Here is a 17866-nt window from a genome sequence, read left to right on the forward strand (position 1 = left end):
AAGGTCCTCATCAAGGAGATGCAGTCGCTGTGCCTCAACGTCGAGGTGCTCTCCAGCGACGGCATGTCCATCGAGATGCGTGACACCGACGAGGATGTCTTCCGCGCGGCGGAGGAGCTCGGCATCGACCTGTCCCGGCGCGAGCCGAGCAGTGTCGAAGAGGTCTGATTTTCAAGCGAGGGGATAAGAAGTGCTCGACGTCAACTTCTTCGACGAGCTGCGAATCGGTCTCGCCACGGCCGACGATATCCGTCAGTGGTCGCACGGCGAGGTGAAGAAGCCCGAGACCATCAACTACCGGACCCTGAAGCCGGAAAAGGACGGGCTCTTCTGCGAGAAGATCTTCGGTCCTACCCGGGACTGGGAGTGCTACTGCGGCAAGTACAAGCGCGTCCGCTTCAAGGGCATCATCTGTGAGCGCTGTGGCGTCGAGGTGACTCGCGCCAAGGTGCGTCGTGAGCGGATGGGCCACATCGAGCTGGCCGCGCCGGTCACCCACATCTGGTACTTCAAGGGCGTCCCGTCACGCCTCGGGTACCTGCTCGACCTGGCTCCGAAGGACCTCGAGAAGGTCATCTACTTCGCGGCCTACATGATCACGTTCGTCGACACCGACATGCGTGCCCGTGACCTGCCCTCGCTCGAGGCGAAGATCTCCGTCGAGCGGCAGCACATCGAGCAGCGCCGCGACGCCGACATCGAGGCCCGGCAGAAGAAGCTCGAGTCCGACCTGGCCGAGCTGGAGGCCGCCGGCGCCAAGGGCGACCAGCGCCGCAAGGTGCGTGAGGGCGCAGACCGCGAGATGCGGCAGCTCCGCGACCGCACCCAGCGCGAGCTGGACCGTCTGGACGAGGTCTGGAGCCGCTTCAAGAACCTCAAGGTCCAGGACCTCGAGGGCGACGAGCTGCTCTACCGCGAGATGCGCGACCGTTTCGGCCGCTACTTCCGCGGCGGCATGGGCGCCCAGGCGATCCAGGAGCGCCTGAACAACTTCGACCTGGCCGCCGAGGCCGAGTCGCTGCGCGAGACCATCCGCAGCGGCAAGGGTCAGAAGAAGGCCCGCGCGCTCAAGCGGCTGAAGGTCGTGTCCGCGTTCCTCACGACGCGCAACTCGCCCAACGGCATGGTCCTCGACTGCATCCCGGTCATTCCGCCGGACCTGCGCCCGATGGTGCAGCTCGACGGTGGCCGGTTCGCGACCTCGGACCTGAACGACCTGTACCGCCGGGTCATCAACCGGAACAACCGCCTCAAGCGGCTTCTCGACCTCGGCGCCCCCGAGATCATCGTGAACAACGAGAAGCGGATGCTGCAGGAGGCCGTCGACGCGCTGTTCGACAACGGCCGCCGCGGCCGTCCGGTCACCGGGCCGGGCAACCGCCCGCTGAAGTCGCTGTCGGACATGCTCAAGGGCAAGCAGGGCCGGTTCCGCCAGAACCTGCTCGGCAAGCGCGTCGACTACTCCGGCCGTTCGGTCATCGTCGTCGGCCCGCAGCTCAAGCTGCACCAGTGCGGCCTGCCCAAGCAGATGGCGCTGGAGCTGTTCAAGCCGTTCGTGATGAAGCGCCTGGTGGACCTGAACCACGCGCAGAACATCAAGTCGGCCAAGCGCATGGTCGAGCGTGCCCGGCCGGTCGTGTGGGACGTCCTCGAAGAGGTCATCACCGAGCACCCCGTGCTGCTCAACCGCGCGCCGACCCTGCACCGCCTGGGCATCCAGGCCTTCGAGCCGCAGCTCGTCGAGGGCAAGGCCATCCAGATCCACCCGCTCGTCTGCACCGCGTTCAACGCGGACTTCGACGGCGACCAGATGGCGGTCCACCTGCCGCTGTCGGCGGAGGCCCAGGCCGAGGCGCGCATCCTGATGCTCTCGACCAACAACATCCTCAAGCCGGCCGACGGCAAGCCCGTGACCATGCCCACCCAGGACATGATCATCGGCCTCTACTGGCTGACCACCCAGCTCGACGGCGCCGAGGGCGAGGGCCGGGTCTTCGGCTCGGTCTCCGAGGCGCTCATGGCCTACGACCGGCGCGAGCTGAACATCCAGGCCAAGATCCAGGTCCGGGTCAAGGACGTCCCGCCGCCGAGGGGCTGGCAGGCGCCCGACGGCTGGGAGGCCGGCGAGGCCTACCGGCTGGAGTCCACGCTGGGCCGGTGCCTGTTCAACCAGACGCTGCCCGACAACTACCCGTTCGTGAACTCGCAGATCGGCAAGAAGCAGCTCTCGGTCATCGTCAACGAGCTGGCGGAGAAGTACCCGAAGGTCGAGGTCGCGGCCGCTCTGGACGCGCTCAAGGACGCGGGCTTCCACTGGGCGACCCGCTCCGGCGTCACGATCTCGATCGACGACGTCGTCGCGCCGCCGAACAAGGCCGCGATCATGGACACGTACGAGCGGCGGGCCGACAAGGTCCAGCGCGAGTACGAGCGCGGTCTGATCACCGACGAGGAGCGCCGTCAGGAGCTCATCGAGATCTGGACGCACGCCACGGCGGACGTCGAGACCGACATGGTGAACGCCTTCCCGGCGACCAACTCCGTCTGGATGATGGTCAACTCCGGCGCCCGAGGCAACAAGATGCAGGTCCGTCAGATCGCGGGCATCCGCGGCCTGGTGTCCAACACCAAGGGTGAGACGATCCCGCGGCCGATCAAGTCCTCGTTCCGCGAGGGCCTGTCGGTGCTGGAGTACTTCATCTCCACCCACGGACAGCGCAAGGGCCTCGCCGACACCGCGCTGCGCACCGCCGACTCGGGTTACCTGACCCGTCGTCTGGTGGACGTCGCGCAGGACGTCATCGTCCGCGAGATCGACTGCGCCACCGACCGCGGCGTCCCGCTGAACGTCGGCGAGCGTGACTCCTCGGGCAACCTCGTCAAGGCCGAGAACGCCGAGAGCAACGTGCACGGCCGCATCCTGGCCGAGGACGTCGAGGTGGACGGCAAGGTCATCGCGACCGCGGGCATCGACATCACCGACATCACGGTGACGGCGCTGGTCGAGGCCGGCATCGAGACCGTGCGGACGCGCAGCGCGCTCGTCTGCGAGGCCAAGATCGGCGTCTGCGCCACCTGCTACGGGCGGTCGCTGGCGACCGGCAAGCTGGTGGACGTCGGCGAGGCCGTCGGCATCATCGCGGCCCAGTCGATCGGCGAGCCGGGCACCCAGCTCACGATGCGTACGTTCCACACCGGCGGTGTGGCGGGCGCGGACATCACCCACGGTCTGCCCCGAGTCCAGGAGCTGTTCGAGGCGCGCGTCCCCAAGGGCGTCGCCCCGATCAGCGAGGCCGACGGCCGCGTGCGCGTCGACGAGACCGACAAGACCCGCAAGATCGTCGTCACTCCCGACGACGGTTCCGAGGAGATCGCCTACCCGGTCTCCATGCGGTCGCGTCTGCTGATCAGCGACGGCCAGCGTGTGACGGTGGGCCACCAGCTCATCGCCGGCGCGGTCAACCCCAACGAGGTGCTGCGCATCCTCGGCCCCCGGGCCGTGCAGCTCCACCTCGTGGCCGAGGTCCAGCAGGTGTACCGCTCGCAGGGTGTGTCGATCCACGACAAGCACATCGAGATCATCGTGCGGCAGATGCTCAAGCGGGTGAACGTGCTGGAGTCGGGTGACACCGACCTGCTGCCCGGCGAGCTCGTCGAGCGGCCGAGGTTCGAGATGGTCAACCGCGAGGTCGTCGCCGAGGGCGGCACCCCCGCCTCCGGCCGTCCGGTCCTCATGGGCATCACCAAGGCGTCGCTGGCCACCGAGTCGTGGCTGTCGGCGGCGTCCTTCCAGGAGACCACCCGGGTGCTCACCGACGCGGCGATCCATGCCAAGTCGGACTCCCTGCTCGGTCTCAAGGAGAACGTCATCATCGGCAAGCTCATCCCGGCCGGTACGGGCATGCCCCAGTACCGCAACATCCGGGTGGAGCCCACCGAGGAGGCCAAGGCGGCGATGTACACCGTCGGCGGCTACGACGGCTCCGCGACCGACTACACCTTCGGCACGGGCAGCGGCGAGGCCGTCCCGCTGGAGGAGTACGACTTCGGTCAGTACAACCGCTGACGGTCCGGCCGGCGCGAGCCGGCCGGCCGCCAAGGCGTACGAGGGGTGCCCGGTTTCCCGAGAGGGAGCGGGTGCCCCTCGTGGCGTTCCGGGGGATTCCCGGTACTCGGCGGGCCGCCGGGACCGGGTGCGGGCCGCTGGGCGTCCCGAGGCCGGTGCGCCGGCAGGGCGGGGCCGGTACGCCGGGCAGGCGGGGCCGGTGCGGCGGGAGGGCGGGCCCGGCGCGCCGGAAAGGGGGAGGCGGTGTGCCCGGAAAGGCGGGGGCGGTGCGGCTGGGAAGGCGGGGGGGCCGACACGGGTAAATCGTCGAGAGAAGTCCCTCGATGAAGGTAAACTTGCCAGGAGCCTGATAGCGGTCGGCGGGAAACCGGCCGCGGGACCATGACATGACCCGGAGCCGCCCGCTCGAAGCGGCCCGGCGCAGCCGTTTTGACGTGTTGCGATGGGCTAGGTAGTCTTGCCCTTCGTGCCCGTGGCTTCATGGGCTCACATGCGTGCGCTCCGAGGCCTCTACGGGGGCCGGCTGGACGCCGCATGATCTCCTCCACTGGTCTGGCCATCGCTGGGCGTAGTGCGGCAAAGATCGCGACACGCCCGAGCGCGTGGGTCGGAGCCGAGGGAAAAACAGCAGGTCATGACACCGGCAGAGCCTGCGAAACGCACGACTTTTCGAATTACCGGCCAAGCATGAACGGAGACGCGGTGCCCACGATTCAGCAGCTGGTCCGCAAGGGCCGCCAGGACAAGGTCAGTAAGACCAAGACACCGGCGCTCAAGGGGAGCCCCCAGCGGCGCGGCGTCTGCACGCGCGTGTACACGACGACCCCCAAGAAGCCGAACTCCGCCCTCCGCAAGGTGGCGCGCGTCCGGCTCACCAACGGCATCGAGGTCACGGCCTACATCCCGGGTGTCGGTCACAACCTTCAGGAGCACTCCATCGTGCTCGTGCGTGGCGGTCGTGTGAAGGACCTGCCGGGTGTTCGCTACAAGATCATCCGCGGTTCCCTGGACACCCAGGGCGTCCGCAACCGCAAGCAGGCCCGCAGCCGTTACGGCGCGAAGAAGGAGAAGAGCTGACATGCCGCGCAAGGGTCCCGCTGGGCGCCGACAGCTTGTCGCCGACCCGGTGTTCAACTCGCCGCTGGTCACCGCGCTCATCAACAAGGTGCTGCTGAACGGCAAGCGCTCGCTCGCCCAGTCGATCGTCTATGACGCTCTCGAAGGGGCCAAGGACAAGTCGGGCAACGACCCGGTCGTCACCCTGAAGCGCGCGCTCGACAACGTCAAGCCCACCCTGGAGGTGCGCAGCCGCCGGGTCGGTGGCGCCACCTACCAGGTGCCGGTGGAGGTGCGCGCCGCGCGCAGCACCACCCTGGCCCTTCGCTGGCTGGTGCAGTACTCCCGCGCCCGCCGCGAGAAGACCATGACCGAGCGGCTGATGAACGAGCTGCTCGACGCGAGCAACGGCCTCGGCGCCAGCGTGAAGCGGCGCGAGGACACGCACAAGATGGCCGAGTCCAACAAGGCCTTCGCCCACTACCGCTGGTAACCCCAGCGGCGACGACGAGACGACGAGGGACGCGAGAGAAGTGGCCACAGTGACCGCTCTTGACCTGGCCAAGGTCCGCAACATCGGGATCATGGCCCACATCGACGCGGGCAAGACCACCACGACCGAGCGCATCCTGTTCTACACCGGTATCAACTACAAGATCGGTGAAGTCCACGAGGGCGCTGCCACGATGGACTGGATGGAGCAGGAGCAGGAGCGCGGCATCACCATCACCTCCGCCGCGACCACCTGCATTTGGCTTGATCACACCATCAACATCATCGACACGCCCGGCCACGTCGACTTCACCGTCGAGGTGGAGCGCTCGCTTCGCGTCCTCGACGGTGCGGTCGCGGTGTTCGACGCCGTCGCCGGTGTCGAGCCCCAGTCGGAGACGGTCTGGCGGCAGGCGGACCGCTACGGCGTCCCCCGCATCTGCTTCGTCAACAAGATGGACCGGGTCGGCGCGGAGTTCCACCGCTGCGTCGACATGATGGTGTCGCGCCTCGGCGCGACCCCGCTGGTCATCCAGCTCCCCTGGGGCGTCGAGGCCGACTTCAAGGGCATCATCGACCTGGTGAAGATGAAGGGCCTCATCTGGAGCGCCGAGGCCGCCAAGGGCGAGATGTACGACGTCGTCGACATCCCGTCCGACCACGCCGACGTCGCTCGTGAGTGGCGCGACAAGCTCATCGAGACGGCCGCCGAGCACGACGACGAGCTGATGGAGCTGTACCTCGAGGGCGTCGAGCCCACCGAGGAGCAGCTGGTCGCCGGCATCCGCCGCGCGACGCTCGCCAGCGCCATCAACCCGGTCCTGTGCGGCACCGCCTTCAAGAACAAGGGCGTCCAGCCCCTGCTCGACGCGATCGTGGCCTACCTCCCGGCCCCGACCGACATCCCGGCTCTCAAGGGACACGCGGTCGGCCACGAGGACCAGGTCATCGAGCGTCACGCGGACCCGAACGAGCCGTTCTCCGCTCTGGCCTTCAAGATCATGAGCGACCAGCACCTGGGCAAGCTCACCTTCATTCGCATCTACTCGGGCACTCTCGACACCGGTACCTCGGTCGTGAACTCGGTGAAGGGCAAGAAGGAGCGCATCGGCAAGATCTACCAGATGCACGCCAACAAGCGCGAAGAGCGCCCGTCGGCGGTAGCCGGTCAGATCGTCGCCGTCATGGGCCTGAAGGACACCACCACCGGTGACACCCTCAGCGACCCGACGCACCAGGTCGTCCTGGAGTCGATGAACTTCCCGGCTCCGGTCATCAACGTCGCGATCGAGCCCAAGACCAAGGGCGACCAGGAGAAGCTGAGCACGGCGATCCAGCGCCTGGCCGAGGAGGACCCGTCCTTCCAGGTCCGGCGGGACGAGGAGACCGGGCAGACGGTCATCTGGGGAATGGGCGAGCTCCACCTGGAGATCCTCGTCGACCGGATGCGCCGCGAGTTCAAGGTCGAGGCCAACGTCGGCCGCCCGCAGGTCGCCTACCGCGAGACCATCCGCCGGAAGGTGGAGAAGGTCGAGTACACGCACAAGAAGCAGACCGGTGGTTCCGGCCAGTTCGCGCGCGTGATCATCGACCTGGAGCCGCTGGGCGAGGGCAACGACGGCTACGAGTTCTCCAACAAGGTCAGCGGTGGCCGCATCCCCCGGGAGTACATCCCGTCGGTGGACGCGGGCGCCCAGGAGGCCGCCGAGTTCGGCGTCCTGGCCGGCTACCCGATGGTGGGCGTGAAGGTCACCCTCCGGGACGGCGCCTACCACGAGGTCGACTCGTCCGAAATGGCTTTCAAGATCGCCGGTTCGATGGCCTTCAAGGAGGCCGCGCGCCGTGCGGACGCCGTAATCCTGGAGCCCATGATGGCCGTCGAGGTCATCACGCCCGAGGACTACATGGGTGATGTCATCGGTGACCTCAACGGTCGCCGCGGGCAGATCCAGGCGATGGAAGACAGGAGCGGGGCGAAGGTCATCAACGCCCTCGTTCCGCTGTCAGAGATGTTCGGTTACGTGGGTGACCTGCGCAGCAAGACCCAGGGCCGGGCTGTCTACAGCATGCAGTTCGACTCCTACTCGGAGGTGCCCCCGGGCATCGCCAAGGAGATCGTCGCGAAGGCTCGGGGCGAATAGCCTACGGAGTCCGATGGCCGGGAGCGGTGGGAGACCGTCGCTTCGCGGCTGGAGGGGATCGGGGATTTCCCCCCGGTCCCCGGTGCCTCGGGACGGCGAGCGATCGCCGGCCAGGGGCTGCGGGCTCCGAGCCCGAGTGAGACTACGCAAGTGAAGTCAGAATCTCTAAGGAGACAGAGCAGTGGCCAAGGCCAAGTTCGAGCGGACCAAGCCGCACGTGAACATCGGCACCATTGGGCACATCGACCACGGCAAGACCACTCTGACCGCGGCGATCACCAAGGTGCTCCACGACCGTTTCCCTCAGCTCAATGAGGCGACCCCGTTCGACAAGATCGACAAGGCGCCCGAGGAGAAGGCCCGCGGCATCACCATCTCCATCGCCCACGTCGAGTACCAGACCGAGAAGCGCCACTACGCCCACGTGGACTGCCCCGGTCACGCCGACTACGTGAAGAACATGATCACGGGTGCGGCGCAGATGGACGGCGCGATCCTCGTGGTCGCCGCCACCGACGGCCCGATGCCGCAGACCAAGGAGCACGTCCTCCTGGCCCGCCAGGTCGGCGTCCCCTACATCGTCGTCGCCCTGAACAAGGCCGACATGGTGGACGATGAGGAGATCCTGGAGCTCGTCGAGCTCGAGGTCCGCGAGCTGCTGTCGGCCCAGGAGTTCCCGGGCGACGACCTGCCGGTCATCCGCGTCTCCGCGCTCAAGGCGCTGGAGGGCGATGAGAAGTGGGGCGACTCGATCATCGAGCTCATGAACGCCGTGGACGAGAACGTCCCCGAGCCCGTTCGTGACACCGAGAAGCCTTTCCTCATGCCGATCGAGGACGTGTTCTCGATCACCGGCCGCGGCACCGTCGTGACCGGTCGTATCGAGCGCGGCATCGTCAAGGTCAACGAGACCGTCGACATCATCGGCATCAAGGAGAAGAGCACCACGACCACCGTCACCGGTGTCGAGATGTTCCGCAAGCTCCTCGATGAGGGCCGGGCCGGAGACAACGTCGGCCTGCTCCTGCGCGGCATCAAGCGCGAGGACGTCGAGCGCGGCCAGTGCATCATCAAGCCGGGCACGACCACCCCGCACACCGAGTTCGAGGCTCAGGTGTACATCCTGTCGAAGGACGAGGGTGGCCGCCACACGCCGTTCTTCAACAACTACCGCCCGCAGTTCTACTTCCGTACCACGGACGTGACGGGCGTCGTGACCCTGCCCGAGGGCACCGAGATGGTCATGCCCGGTGACAACACCGAGATGACCGTCCAGCTCATCCAGCCCATCGCGATGGAGGACGGACTCAAGTTCGCCATCCGCGAGGGTGGCCGCACCGTCGGTGCGGGTCGAGTCACGAAGATCATCAAGTAGCGCGACAAACGGGTCGGCGGTCGGCCTCGGGAATCCGGGGCCGACCGCCGCACCACGAAGGGGCCGGTCCGCCGGCCCCGGAGCCCACAGCGAGTTCCGAGCCCGATCCAGGCCCGTGATCTCGCAGCCGTCTCGGCCCTGAGAGACCGAGATGACTGCAAGATCACGGAAGAAATAGGCGGGTCGCGGGGCGACAGCCACGTGGGACACCGCACGGCGGCAAAAGGCCGCATGACACTCTTGCAGGACGACAGCGAAGGACACCGAGGCCACTATGGCGGGACAGAAGATCCGCATCCGGCTTAAGGCCTATGACCACGAGGTCATCGACAGCTCGGCCAAGAAGATCGTCGAGACGGTGACGCGGACTGGCGCGAAGGTCGCGGGCCCGGTGCCGTTGCCGACCGAGAAGAACGTGTACTGCGTCATCCGGTCGCCGCACAAGTACAAGGACAGCCGTGAGCACTTCGAAATGCGCACGCACAAGCGGCTGATTGACATCATCGATCCGACGCCGAAGACCGTCGACTCGCTCATGCGGCTCGACCTTCCGGCCGGCGTCGACATCTCGATCAAGCTCTGAGGGAACGCACTGACATGGCTAAGCAGATCAAGGGCGTCCTGGGCAAGAAGCTCGGCATGACCCAGGTCTTCGACGAAGGCAACCGGATCGTTCCGGTGACCGTCGTCGAGGCCGGTCCGTGCGTGGTGACCCGCGTCCGCACTGAGGACAAGGACGGCTACTCCGCTGTTCAGCTCGGCTACGGGCAGGTGGACCCGCGCAAGGTGAACAAGCCGCTGGGTGATTATCTGCGCAAGCACGACATCACCCCGCGCCGCTACTTCGTCGAGCTTCGGACCACGGACGCCACCGAGTACACGATCGGCCAGGAAGTGCTGGCCGACACCTTCGAGGCCGGGCAGTACGTCGACGTGACCGGCAAGAGCAAGGGCAAGGGCTTCGCGGGTGTCATGAAGCGTCACGGCTTCAAGGGCCTCAGCGCCTCGCACGGCACCCAGCGCAAGCACCGCTCGCCCGGCTCCATCGGTGGCTGCGCCACCCCGGGTCGCGTCTTCAAGGGCCTTCGGATGGCCGGCCGGATGGGCAACATCCGGACCACCGTCCAGAGCCTCAAGGTCCACGCCGTGGACGCCGAGAAGGGTCTCATCCTGATCAAGGGTGCGATTCCCGGCGCCAACGGCAGCCTGGTCCTCGTCCGCACCTCTGCCAAGAAGGGGGCTGCCAAGTGAGCACCATTGACGTCCTCGACGCGGCCGGCGCGAAGACCGGCAGCAGCGTCGAGCTGCCGGAGGACATCTTCGGCGCGAAGGTCAACATCCCGCTGATGCACCAGGTCGTCAACGCCCAGCTCGCCGCGCGCAGGCAGGGTACGCACAAGACGAAGACCCGTGGTGAGGTCAGCGGCGGTGGCAAGAAGCCGTACCGGCAGAAGGGCACCGGCCGCGCCCGTCAGGGCTCGACCCGCGCCCCGCAGTTCGCCGGCGGCGGCATCGTCCACGGCCCGCAGCCGAGGGACTACACCCAGAAGACGCCCAAGAAGATGAAGGCCGCCGCTCTTCGCGGCGCCCTCAGCGACCGGGCGTCCGGCGGTCGCGTGCACATCGTGGAGAGCCTGGTCAGCGGGGAGACCCCGAAGACCAAGGCCGCCCTCGACGCGCTGCGCAACATCTCCAAGGCTCGCAGCGTCCTCGTCGTCGTCGACGAGGGTGACGAGCTGACCTGGCTCAGCCTGCGCAACGCGCCGGAGGTCCACCTGCTGGACTCGGGCCAGCTCAACACCTACGACGTGCTCTGTCACGACGACGTGGTGTTCACGCGTGACGCGTACGACCAGGTCGTTGCGCGGCTGGGGAAGAGCGGGAAGGAAGACGCCTGATGCAGAAGATCGCCGACCCGCGCGACATCATCATCAAGCCGATCGTCTCCGAGAAGAGCTACGGCCTGATCGATGAGCACAACAAGTACACGTTCTTGGTGCGTAAGACCGCCAACAAGACCCAGGTGAAGATCGCGATCGAGCAGATCTTCGGCGTCAAGGTCACGAGCGTGAACACGATCAACCGGCAGGGCAAGCGCAAGCGGACCAAGTTCGGCTACGGCCAGCGCCCGAGCACCAAGCGGGCGATCGTGAGCCTGGTGGACGGCGACCGGATCGACATCTTCGGTCAGATCAGCTAGCCACCGCTGCGTTGCCACGCAATATCGACAAGGGATGAACGAAAAAGATGGGCATCCGTAAATACAAGCCGACGACTCCGGGTCGTCGCGGCGCGAGCGTCTCGGACTTCGCCGAGATCACGCGCAGCACGCCGGAGAAGTCGCTGCTTGCTCCCCTGCACAGCAAGGGTGGTCGAAACGTCCACGGCCGGGTGACCGCGCGTCACCAGGGTGGTGGGCACAAGCGCGCCTACCGGATCATCGACTTCCGGCGCCACGACAAGGACGGCGTCCCGGCCAAGGTCGCTCACATCGAGTACGACCCGAACCGGACGTCGCGCATCGCGCTCCTGCACTACGCGGACGGCGAAAAGCGCTACATCCTCGCTCCTACGGGCATCAAGCAGGGCGACCGCATCGAGAACGGCCCCGCGGCCGACATCAAGCCGGGCAACTGCCTGCCGCTGCGCAACATCCCGACCGGTACCTTCATCCACGCCGTGGAACTGAAGCCCGGTGGAGGTGCCAAGCTGGGCCGGTCGGCCGGCGCGCAGATCCAGCTCCTGGCCAAGGAGGGACAGTACGCCACGCTGCGTATGCCCTCCGGTGAGATGCGCCAGGTGGACGTTCGCTGTCGCGCCTCCGTGGGCCAGGTCGGCAACGCCGAGCAGGCCAACATCAACATCGGTAAGGCCGGCCGTAACCGCTGGAAGGGCAAGCGCCCCACCGTTCGTGGTGTGGCCATGAACCCCGTCGACCACCCGCACGGTGGCGGCGAGGGCAAGACGTCCGGCGGTCGCCACCCGGTGAACCCCAAGGGCAAGCCCGAGGGACGTACCCGTCAGGCCAACAAGGCCAGCGACCGACTGATCATCCGTCGGCGGAGCAAGAGGAAGAAGCGGTAGGAGCAGCCTAAATGCCACGTAGCCTTAAGAAGGGTCCTTTTGTGGATGGCCACCTCATGAAGAAGGTGGACACCCAGAACGAAAAGGGCACCAAAAACGTCATCAAGACGTGGTCGCGGCGCTCCATGATCGTGCCCGACATGCTCGGCCACACGATCGCCGTCCACGACGGGCGCAAGCACGTCCCGGTGTTCGTCACCGAGTCGATGATCGGTCACAAGCTCGGTGAGTTCGCGCCTACGCGGACCTTCCGCAGCCACGTCAAGGAAGACCGGCGTAGCCGGCGGTAAGCGCCTTAGAAACGAGGAGTAAGCGATGGAAGCCAGGGCTCAGGCGCGGTTCGTCCGCGTCACGCCCCAGAAGGCCCGCCGCGTGGTGGACCTTATTCGCGGGCTGCCCGCTTCGGAGGCGCAGGCCGTGCTGCAGTTCGCCCCCCAGGCGGCGAGCGAGCCGATCTACAAGGTGCTGTCGAGCGCGATGGCGAACGCCGAGCACAACTTCAAGCTCGACCGCGAGCTGCTGGTCGTGAGCCGGGCGTGGGTCGATGAGGGCCCGACGCTCAAGAGGTTCCGTCCCCGTGCCCAGGGCCGTGCCTATCGGATCAACAAGCGGACGAGTCACATCACTGTGATCGTCGAAGCCCGGCCGGAAGGTCAGGGCAGGCCGAAGGGAAGGACCCGCTAGTGGGCCAGAAGGTTAACCCGCACGGGTTCCGACTCGGCATCACGACCGACTTCAAGAGCCGGTGGTACGCCGACAAGCTGTACAAGGCTTACGTCGCCGAGGATGTGTCGATCCGCCGCATGCTGCAGAAGGGCATGGAGCGGGCGGGCATCTCCAAGGTCGAGATCGAGCGGACCACCGACCGAGTCCAGGTCGACATTCACACCGCCCGGCCGGGCATCGTCATCGGCCGCCGCGGCGCCGAGGCGGACCGTATCCGTGGCGATCTCGAGAAGCTGACCAAGAAGCAGGTCCAGCTCAACATCCTCGAGGTCAAGAACCCCGAGGTCGACGCCCAGCTCGTCGCCCAGGGCGTGGCCGAGCAGCTGTCCAGCCGGGTCTCCTTCCGGCGGGCGATGCGCAAGGCCATGCAGTCGGCGATGAAGAGCGGCGCCAAGGGCATCCGTGTCCAGTGCTCCGGTCGTCTCGGCGGCGCCGAGATGTCGCGGTCGGAGTTCTACCGCGAGGGCCGTGTGCCTCTGCACACCCTTCGCGCGGACATCGACTACGGCTTCTACGAGGCCCGCACCACCTTCGGCCGCATCGGCGTGAAGGTGTGGATCTACAAGGGTGAGGCTCCGACCAGCCGCGCCGAGCGCGAGGCGGCCGCGGCCGGCGCGCGCGCCGGCCAGCGTCGCGACCGTACCGACCGGCCGCAGCGCGGCCGTGGTGCGGGCGGCGGCGGTGGCGGCGGTGGCCGTGGCGGCAACCGTGACGGCGGCGCCCCTCGTGGCGGCGGTCGCGGACCCAAGACCGAATCCACCGCGCCCGCAGGGGCGCCCGAGACCGGCCCGGCGGAGCAGCCGGGTGCTGAGGGGAGCTGACCATGCTGATCCCGCGCAGGGTCAAGCACCGCAAACAGCACCGGCCCGACCGCAGCGGAGCCGCCAAGGGCGGCACCAGGGTCGTGTTCGGCGAGTTCGGCATTCAGGCGCTTGAGCACCACTACGTGACCAACCGCCAGATCGAGGCCGCTCGTATCGCCATGACCCGGCACATCCGCCGTGGCGGCAAGGTGTGGATCAACATCTACCCCGACCGTCCGCTGACGAAGAAGCCGGCCGAGACCCGCATGGGTTCCGGTAAGGGTTCGCCGGAGTGGTGGATCGCCAACGTCAAGCCCGGGCGCGTCATGTTCGAGCTCTCGGGTGTCACCGAGCCGGTGGCCCGCGAGGCCCTCCGGCGTGCGATGCACAAGCTCCCGATGAAGTGCCGGTTCGTTAAGCGTGAAGTGGGTGAGGCGTGATGGCTAAGAGCCTTACCGCCGGCGAGCTGCGAGTTTCCGACCAGGACGAACTGGTGCAGAAGCTCAAGGAAGCCAAGGAGGAGCTGTTCAACCTCCGCTTCCAGGCGGCGACCGGTCAGTTGGAAAGCCATGGGCGGCTTCGTGCCGTCCGCCGCGAGATCGCCCGTATCTACACCGTGATGCGTGAGCGGGAGCTCGGAATCATCACCGTAGAGAAGGAGCCGAGCGATGGCTGAGTCAACTGAGACCACCGACAAGAAGACGCGGAACTACCGCAAGACCCGCGAGGGTCTCGTCGTCAGCGACAAGATGGACAAGACCGTCGTCGTCGCCGTCGAGGACCGCGTGAAGCACCCGCTGTACGGCAAGGTCATCCGCCGTACGACCAAGTACAAGGCCCACGACGAGGCCAACTCGTGTGGCGTCGGCGACCGTGTCCTCCTGATGGAGACCCGGCCGCTGTCCGCCACCAAGAGGTGGCGGGTCGTGGAGATCCTCGAGCGGGCCAAGTAAGTCGCTCTGCGGGAGGCCCCCCGGAAGGGGGTCTCCCGTGCGGGCGTCCCCTCTCGGTGGTGGCAGGGCCGTCGCCGAGGGTGTAAAGACCGAATCTAGTTCCGCCAGGCTCACTGAATGAGAACCGGCGTGACACACGGGAGTTGACGTGATCCAGCAGGAGTCGCGGCTCAAGGTCGCCGACAACACGGGTGCCAAGGAGATCTTGTGCATCCGCGTGCTCGGCGGCTCGGGTCGGCGCTACGCGGGTATCGGCGACATCATCGTCGCGACGGTGAAGGACGCCCTTCCCGCCGCGGGCGTCAAAAAGGGTGATGTGGTCAAGGCTGTCGTGGTGCGCACCACCAAGGAGCGCCGCCGCCCGGACGGCTCCTACATCCGCTTCGACGAGAACGCCGCGGTCATCATCAAGGACAGCGGTGACCCTCGGGGCACGCGTATCTTCGGTCCGGTGGGTCGCGAGCTGCGCGAGAAGAAGTTCATGCGCATCATCTCGCTCGCGCCGGAGGTGTTGTAATGCCGAAGCTGCATGTGAAGAAGGGTGACCTCGTCCAGGTCATCGCCGGTAAGGACAAGGGTGCCAAGGGCCGAGTGATCCTTTCGATCCCGCGCGAGGACCGCGTGGTGGTCGAGGGCGTCAACATGGTCAAGAAGCACTCGAAGGTCACCCACCAGGGACCGCGCGGCGCCAAGGAAGGCGGCGTGCAGACCATGGAGGCCCCCATCCACGTGAGCAACGTCAAGAAGCTCAAGGATGAGGCGAAGAAGGACGACAAGCCCGCCAAGAAGGCCGCCAAGGCCGACGAATCGGGTGAGGACAACTGATGACCGCCACCACTACCGAGACCGAGCGCACCCTGCCGCGTCTCAAGCAGCGCTACCGCGAGGAGATCGCGGAGAAGCTGCGCGAGCAGTTCGGCATCGAGAACGCCATGCAGATCCCCAGGCTCACCAAGATCAAGGTGAACATGGGCGTCGGCGAGGCCGCTCGGGACTCCAAGCTCATCGAGGGCGCGGTGCGCGATCTCACCGCCATCACGGGCCAGAAGCCTGCCGTCGCCCACGCCCGCAAGTCCATCGCGCAGTTCAAGCTGCGTGAGGGCATGCCGATCGGCGCGCACGTGACGCTTCGCGGCGACCGCATGTGGGAGTTCCTCGACCGGCTGCTGTCCCTCGCGCTTCCGCGCATCAGGGACTTCCGCGGCCTGTCGCCGAAGCAGTTCGACGGCAACGGGAACTACACCTTCGGTCTCACCGAGCAGGTCATGTTCCACGAGGTGGACCCCGACCGGGTCGACCGTCAGCGTGGCATGGACATCACGGTCGTGACCACAGCCACGAACGACGACCAGGGCCGGGCGCTGCTCAAGCTTCTCGGCTTCCCCTTTAAGGAAGCGTGAGCAGCCCAGTGGCTGTGGATCGCAAGAAGGAGGCCTGATGGCCAAGAAGTCCTTGATCGCCAAGGCCGAGCGCAAGCCGAAGTTCGGCGTTCGTGCATACACTCGGTGCACGCGCTGCGGCCGGCCTCGCGCCGTTTACCGGAAGTTCGGGCTCTGCCGCGTGTGCTTCCGCGAGATGGCGCACCGGGGCGAGCTGCCCGGCATCACCAAGTCGAGCTGGTAGTCCACGTGCGGGCCTTCTCTGAAGGCGCGTCGCGGCCGTCACGGCCGCGGGGCGTCTCACGGAGGCCCGCGTGGACCGGCCGTACACATAAGTCATATCAACCGGGCGCTGATTCAAGCGCCCACGACCACACCGTAGGTCCCGTCACAGGGAAACCGCGGTGAGGAGGGCCACCGGCCATGACGATGACCGACCCGATCGCAGACATGTTGACACGTCTGCGTAACGCGAACTCGGCATACCACGACACCGTGGCCATGCCGTACTCGAAGATCAAGGCGCATATCGCCGAGATCCTCCAGCAGGAGGGTTACATCCAGGCCTGGGCCGTCGAAGACGCCAAGGTCGGGAAGAACCTCGTGGTGGAGCTCAAGTTCGGGCCTACGCGTGAACGGTCTATCGCGGGCCTGCGACGGGTTTCCAAGCCCGGTCTGCGGGTCTATGCAAAGAAGGACAACCTGCCTAGGGTCCTGGGCGGCCTGGGCGTCGCGATCATTTCGACGTCCGGTGGCCTCATGACCGACAGGCAGGCCGGCAAGCGTGGTGTGGGCGGGGAAGTCCTCGCCTACGTTTGGTAACGAGGGGAGGAATTACAGCATGTCGCGCATTGGACGGCTGCCCATCCCCGTACCGAATGGTGTTGACATCACCATCGACGGCCGGGATGTCACGGTCAAGGGCCCTAAGGGCACGCTTTCTCACACGGTCGCCGAGCCGATCGATGTGGCTCGGGGGGACGACGGCATCATCGCCGTCACGCGTCCCAACGACGAGCAAAAGGTCCGTGCACTGCACGGGCTCTCCCGCACGCTGATCGCCAACATGGTGGACGGCGTGACCAAGGGATACAGCAAGACGCTGGAGATCGTCGGAGTCGGCTACCGCGTCCAGGCCAAGGGCCCGACGCAGCTCGAGTTCGCGCTCGGCTTCAGCCACCCGGTGATCGTCGACGCCCCTGAGGGCGTCACCTTCCGCGTCGACCGCCCGACCGTGTTCCACGTGGACGGCATCGACAAGCAGAAGGTCGGCGAGGTCGCCGCGAACATCCGCAAGCTGCGCAAGCCTGATCCGTACAAGGGCAAGGGTGTGCGGTACCAAGGCGAAGTCATCCGCCGCAAGGTCGGAAAGGCTGGTAAGTAGTCATGGCCTTCACCAAGGTTGCCAAGCACACGGCCGCTCGCGAGCTCTCGCGTTCGCGCCGTCACCGCCGCGTCCGCAAGAAGGTCGTCGGCTCGTCCGCCCGCCCGCGTCTTGTCGTCAACCGCTCCGCGCGTCACCTGTTCGTGCAGGTCGTCGATGACACCGCCGGTCACACGCTGGTGAGCGCGTCCACTCTGGACGCCTCGCTCCGCACGGCCGAGGGCACCAAGACGGACAAGGCGAAGAAGGTCGGCGAGCTCCTCGCTCAGCGGGCCAAGGCCGCCGGGATCACCGCTGTCGTGTTCGACCGCGGTGGCAACCGCTACGCGGGCCGCATCGCGGCCCTCGCGGACAGCGCCCGAGAAGGCGGGCTGGAGTTCTGATGTCTCCGGCCAGGATCGCAATCA

General features: G+C 66.8%; 23 protein-coding genes. All 23 read left to right on the top strand.

Annotation, left to right across the window (positions count from 1 at the left end; translation table 11 throughout):
- Positions 1–190 precede the first annotated feature (190 nt).
- The 23 genes from NYZ98_RS36900 (at position 191) to rplR (ending at position 17842) form a co-directional block, all read left to right on the top strand.
- A complete protein-coding gene (locus NYZ98_RS36900) occupies positions 191–4066 on the top strand; it encodes a DNA-directed RNA polymerase subunit beta' (protein ID WP_262849211.1) in 3876 nt (1291 codons plus the stop codon).
- 702 nt (positions 4067–4768) lie between these two features.
- A complete protein-coding gene (rpsL, locus tag NYZ98_RS36905) occupies positions 4769–5143 on the top strand; it encodes a 30S ribosomal protein S12 (protein ID WP_061253213.1) in 375 nt (124 codons plus the stop codon).
- A gap of 1 nt (position 5144) precedes the next feature.
- The gene (gene rpsG, locus NYZ98_RS36910) at positions 5145–5615 is read left to right on the top strand and encodes a 30S ribosomal protein S7 (RefSeq protein ID WP_262849213.1); all 471 of its coding nucleotides are present in this window, start codon (positions 5145–5147) and stop codon (positions 5613–5615) included.
- A 91-nt stretch (positions 5616–5706) separates the two neighbouring features.
- Complete coding sequence (fusA, locus tag NYZ98_RS36915; RefSeq protein WP_380707996.1) at positions 5707–7755, top strand: elongation factor G; 2049 nt, start codon at positions 5707–5709, stop codon at positions 7753–7755.
- A gap of 181 nt (positions 7756–7936) precedes the next feature.
- Positions 7937–9130 carry an elongation factor Tu gene (gene tuf / locus NYZ98_RS36920; protein ID WP_262849217.1) on the top strand — a complete coding sequence of 398 codons (1194 nt, stop codon included), beginning with the start codon at positions 7937–7939 and terminating at the stop codon, positions 9128–9130.
- A gap of 274 nt (positions 9131–9404) precedes the next feature.
- On the top strand, positions 9405–9713 hold the full coding sequence (gene rpsJ, locus NYZ98_RS36925) for a 30S ribosomal protein S10 (protein WP_012887830.1): 309 nt from the start codon (positions 9405–9407) through the stop codon (positions 9711–9713).
- Between the two features lie 14 nt (positions 9714–9727).
- A complete protein-coding gene (rplC, locus tag NYZ98_RS36930) occupies positions 9728–10381 on the top strand; it encodes a 50S ribosomal protein L3 (RefSeq protein ID WP_262849219.1) in 654 nt (217 codons plus the stop codon).
- A complete protein-coding gene (gene rplD / locus NYZ98_RS36935) occupies positions 10378–11028 on the top strand; it encodes a 50S ribosomal protein L4 (RefSeq protein ID WP_262849221.1) in 651 nt (216 codons plus the stop codon). The genes rplC and rplD overlap by 4 nt, the downstream gene beginning before the upstream one ends.
- Positions 11028–11330, top strand: a complete 303-nt coding sequence (gene rplW, locus NYZ98_RS36940) for a 50S ribosomal protein L23 (protein ID WP_262849223.1) — start codon at positions 11028–11030, stop codon at positions 11328–11330. Before rplD ends, rplW begins: the two co-directional genes overlap by 1 nt.
- Before the next feature lie 47 nt (positions 11331–11377).
- Positions 11378–12214 carry a 50S ribosomal protein L2 gene (gene rplB / locus NYZ98_RS36945; protein WP_248964953.1) on the top strand — a complete coding sequence of 279 codons (837 nt, stop codon included), beginning with the start codon at positions 11378–11380 and terminating at the stop codon, positions 12212–12214.
- Positions 12215–12225: 11 nt separating this feature from the next.
- Positions 12226–12504: a 30S ribosomal protein S19 gene (gene rpsS, locus NYZ98_RS36950; protein ID WP_262849229.1), complete on the top strand. Its 279-nt coding sequence runs from the start codon at positions 12226–12228 to the stop codon at positions 12502–12504.
- 25 nt (positions 12505–12529) lie between these two features.
- Positions 12530–12898: a 50S ribosomal protein L22 gene (rplV, locus tag NYZ98_RS36955; RefSeq protein ID WP_262849231.1), complete on the top strand. Its 369-nt coding sequence runs from the start codon at positions 12530–12532 to the stop codon at positions 12896–12898.
- Positions 12898–13761 (top strand): 30S ribosomal protein S3, encoded by an 864-nt coding sequence (rpsC, locus tag NYZ98_RS36960; protein WP_262849233.1) that lies wholly within the window; start codon positions 12898–12900, stop codon positions 13759–13761. Before rplV ends, rpsC begins: the two co-directional genes overlap by 1 nt.
- 2 nt (positions 13762–13763) lie before the next feature.
- The gene (gene rplP, locus NYZ98_RS36965) at positions 13764–14183 is read left to right on the top strand and encodes a 50S ribosomal protein L16 (RefSeq protein ID WP_262849235.1); all 420 of its coding nucleotides are present in this window, start codon (positions 13764–13766) and stop codon (positions 14181–14183) included.
- Entirely contained in the window at positions 14183–14419 is a 237-nt protein-coding gene (gene rpmC, locus NYZ98_RS36970; RefSeq protein WP_262849237.1) for a 50S ribosomal protein L29, read from the top strand. Before rplP ends, rpmC begins: the two co-directional genes overlap by 1 nt.
- The gene (gene rpsQ, locus NYZ98_RS36975; RefSeq protein ID WP_262849239.1) at positions 14412–14696 is read left to right on the top strand and encodes a 30S ribosomal protein S17; all 285 of its coding nucleotides are present in this window, start codon (positions 14412–14414) and stop codon (positions 14694–14696) included. The genes rpmC and rpsQ overlap by 8 nt, the downstream gene beginning before the upstream one ends.
- A 148-nt stretch (positions 14697–14844) precedes the next feature.
- Positions 14845–15213, top strand: coding sequence for a 50S ribosomal protein L14 (rplN, locus tag NYZ98_RS36980; RefSeq protein ID WP_189162756.1), 369 nt, complete (start codon positions 14845–14847; stop codon positions 15211–15213).
- Positions 15214–15221: 8 nt separating this feature from the next.
- Entirely contained in the window at positions 15222–15521 is a 300-nt protein-coding gene (rplX, locus tag NYZ98_RS36985; protein WP_262849287.1) for a 50S ribosomal protein L24, read from the top strand.
- On the top strand, positions 15521–16096 hold the full coding sequence (gene rplE / locus NYZ98_RS36990) for a 50S ribosomal protein L5 (RefSeq protein WP_262849244.1): 576 nt from the start codon (positions 15521–15523) through the stop codon (positions 16094–16096). The genes rplX and rplE overlap by 1 nt, the downstream gene beginning before the upstream one ends.
- 37 nt (positions 16097–16133) lie before the next feature.
- Positions 16134–16319 (top strand): type Z 30S ribosomal protein S14, encoded by a 186-nt coding sequence (locus tag NYZ98_RS36995; protein WP_248964959.1) that lies wholly within the window; start codon positions 16134–16136, stop codon positions 16317–16319.
- Positions 16320–16498: 179 nt separating this feature from the next.
- Positions 16499–16897 (top strand): 30S ribosomal protein S8, encoded by a 399-nt coding sequence (gene rpsH / locus NYZ98_RS37000; RefSeq protein WP_262849247.1) that lies wholly within the window; start codon positions 16499–16501, stop codon positions 16895–16897.
- A 19-nt stretch (positions 16898–16916) separates the two neighbouring features.
- Positions 16917–17459: a 50S ribosomal protein L6 gene (gene rplF / locus NYZ98_RS37005; RefSeq protein WP_262849249.1), complete on the top strand. Its 543-nt coding sequence runs from the start codon at positions 16917–16919 to the stop codon at positions 17457–17459.
- Positions 17460–17461: 2 nt separating this feature from the next.
- Entirely contained in the window at positions 17462–17842 is a 381-nt protein-coding gene (gene rplR, locus NYZ98_RS37010; RefSeq protein ID WP_262849252.1) for a 50S ribosomal protein L18, read from the top strand.
- The last annotated feature ends 24 nt before the right edge of the window (positions 17843–17866 follow it).

Source organism: Sphaerisporangium corydalis (assembly GCF_025506355.1).
In the GTDB taxonomy this organism is placed as follows: Bacteria; Actinomycetota; Actinomycetes; order Streptosporangiales; family Streptosporangiaceae; genus Sphaerisporangium; species Sphaerisporangium corydalis.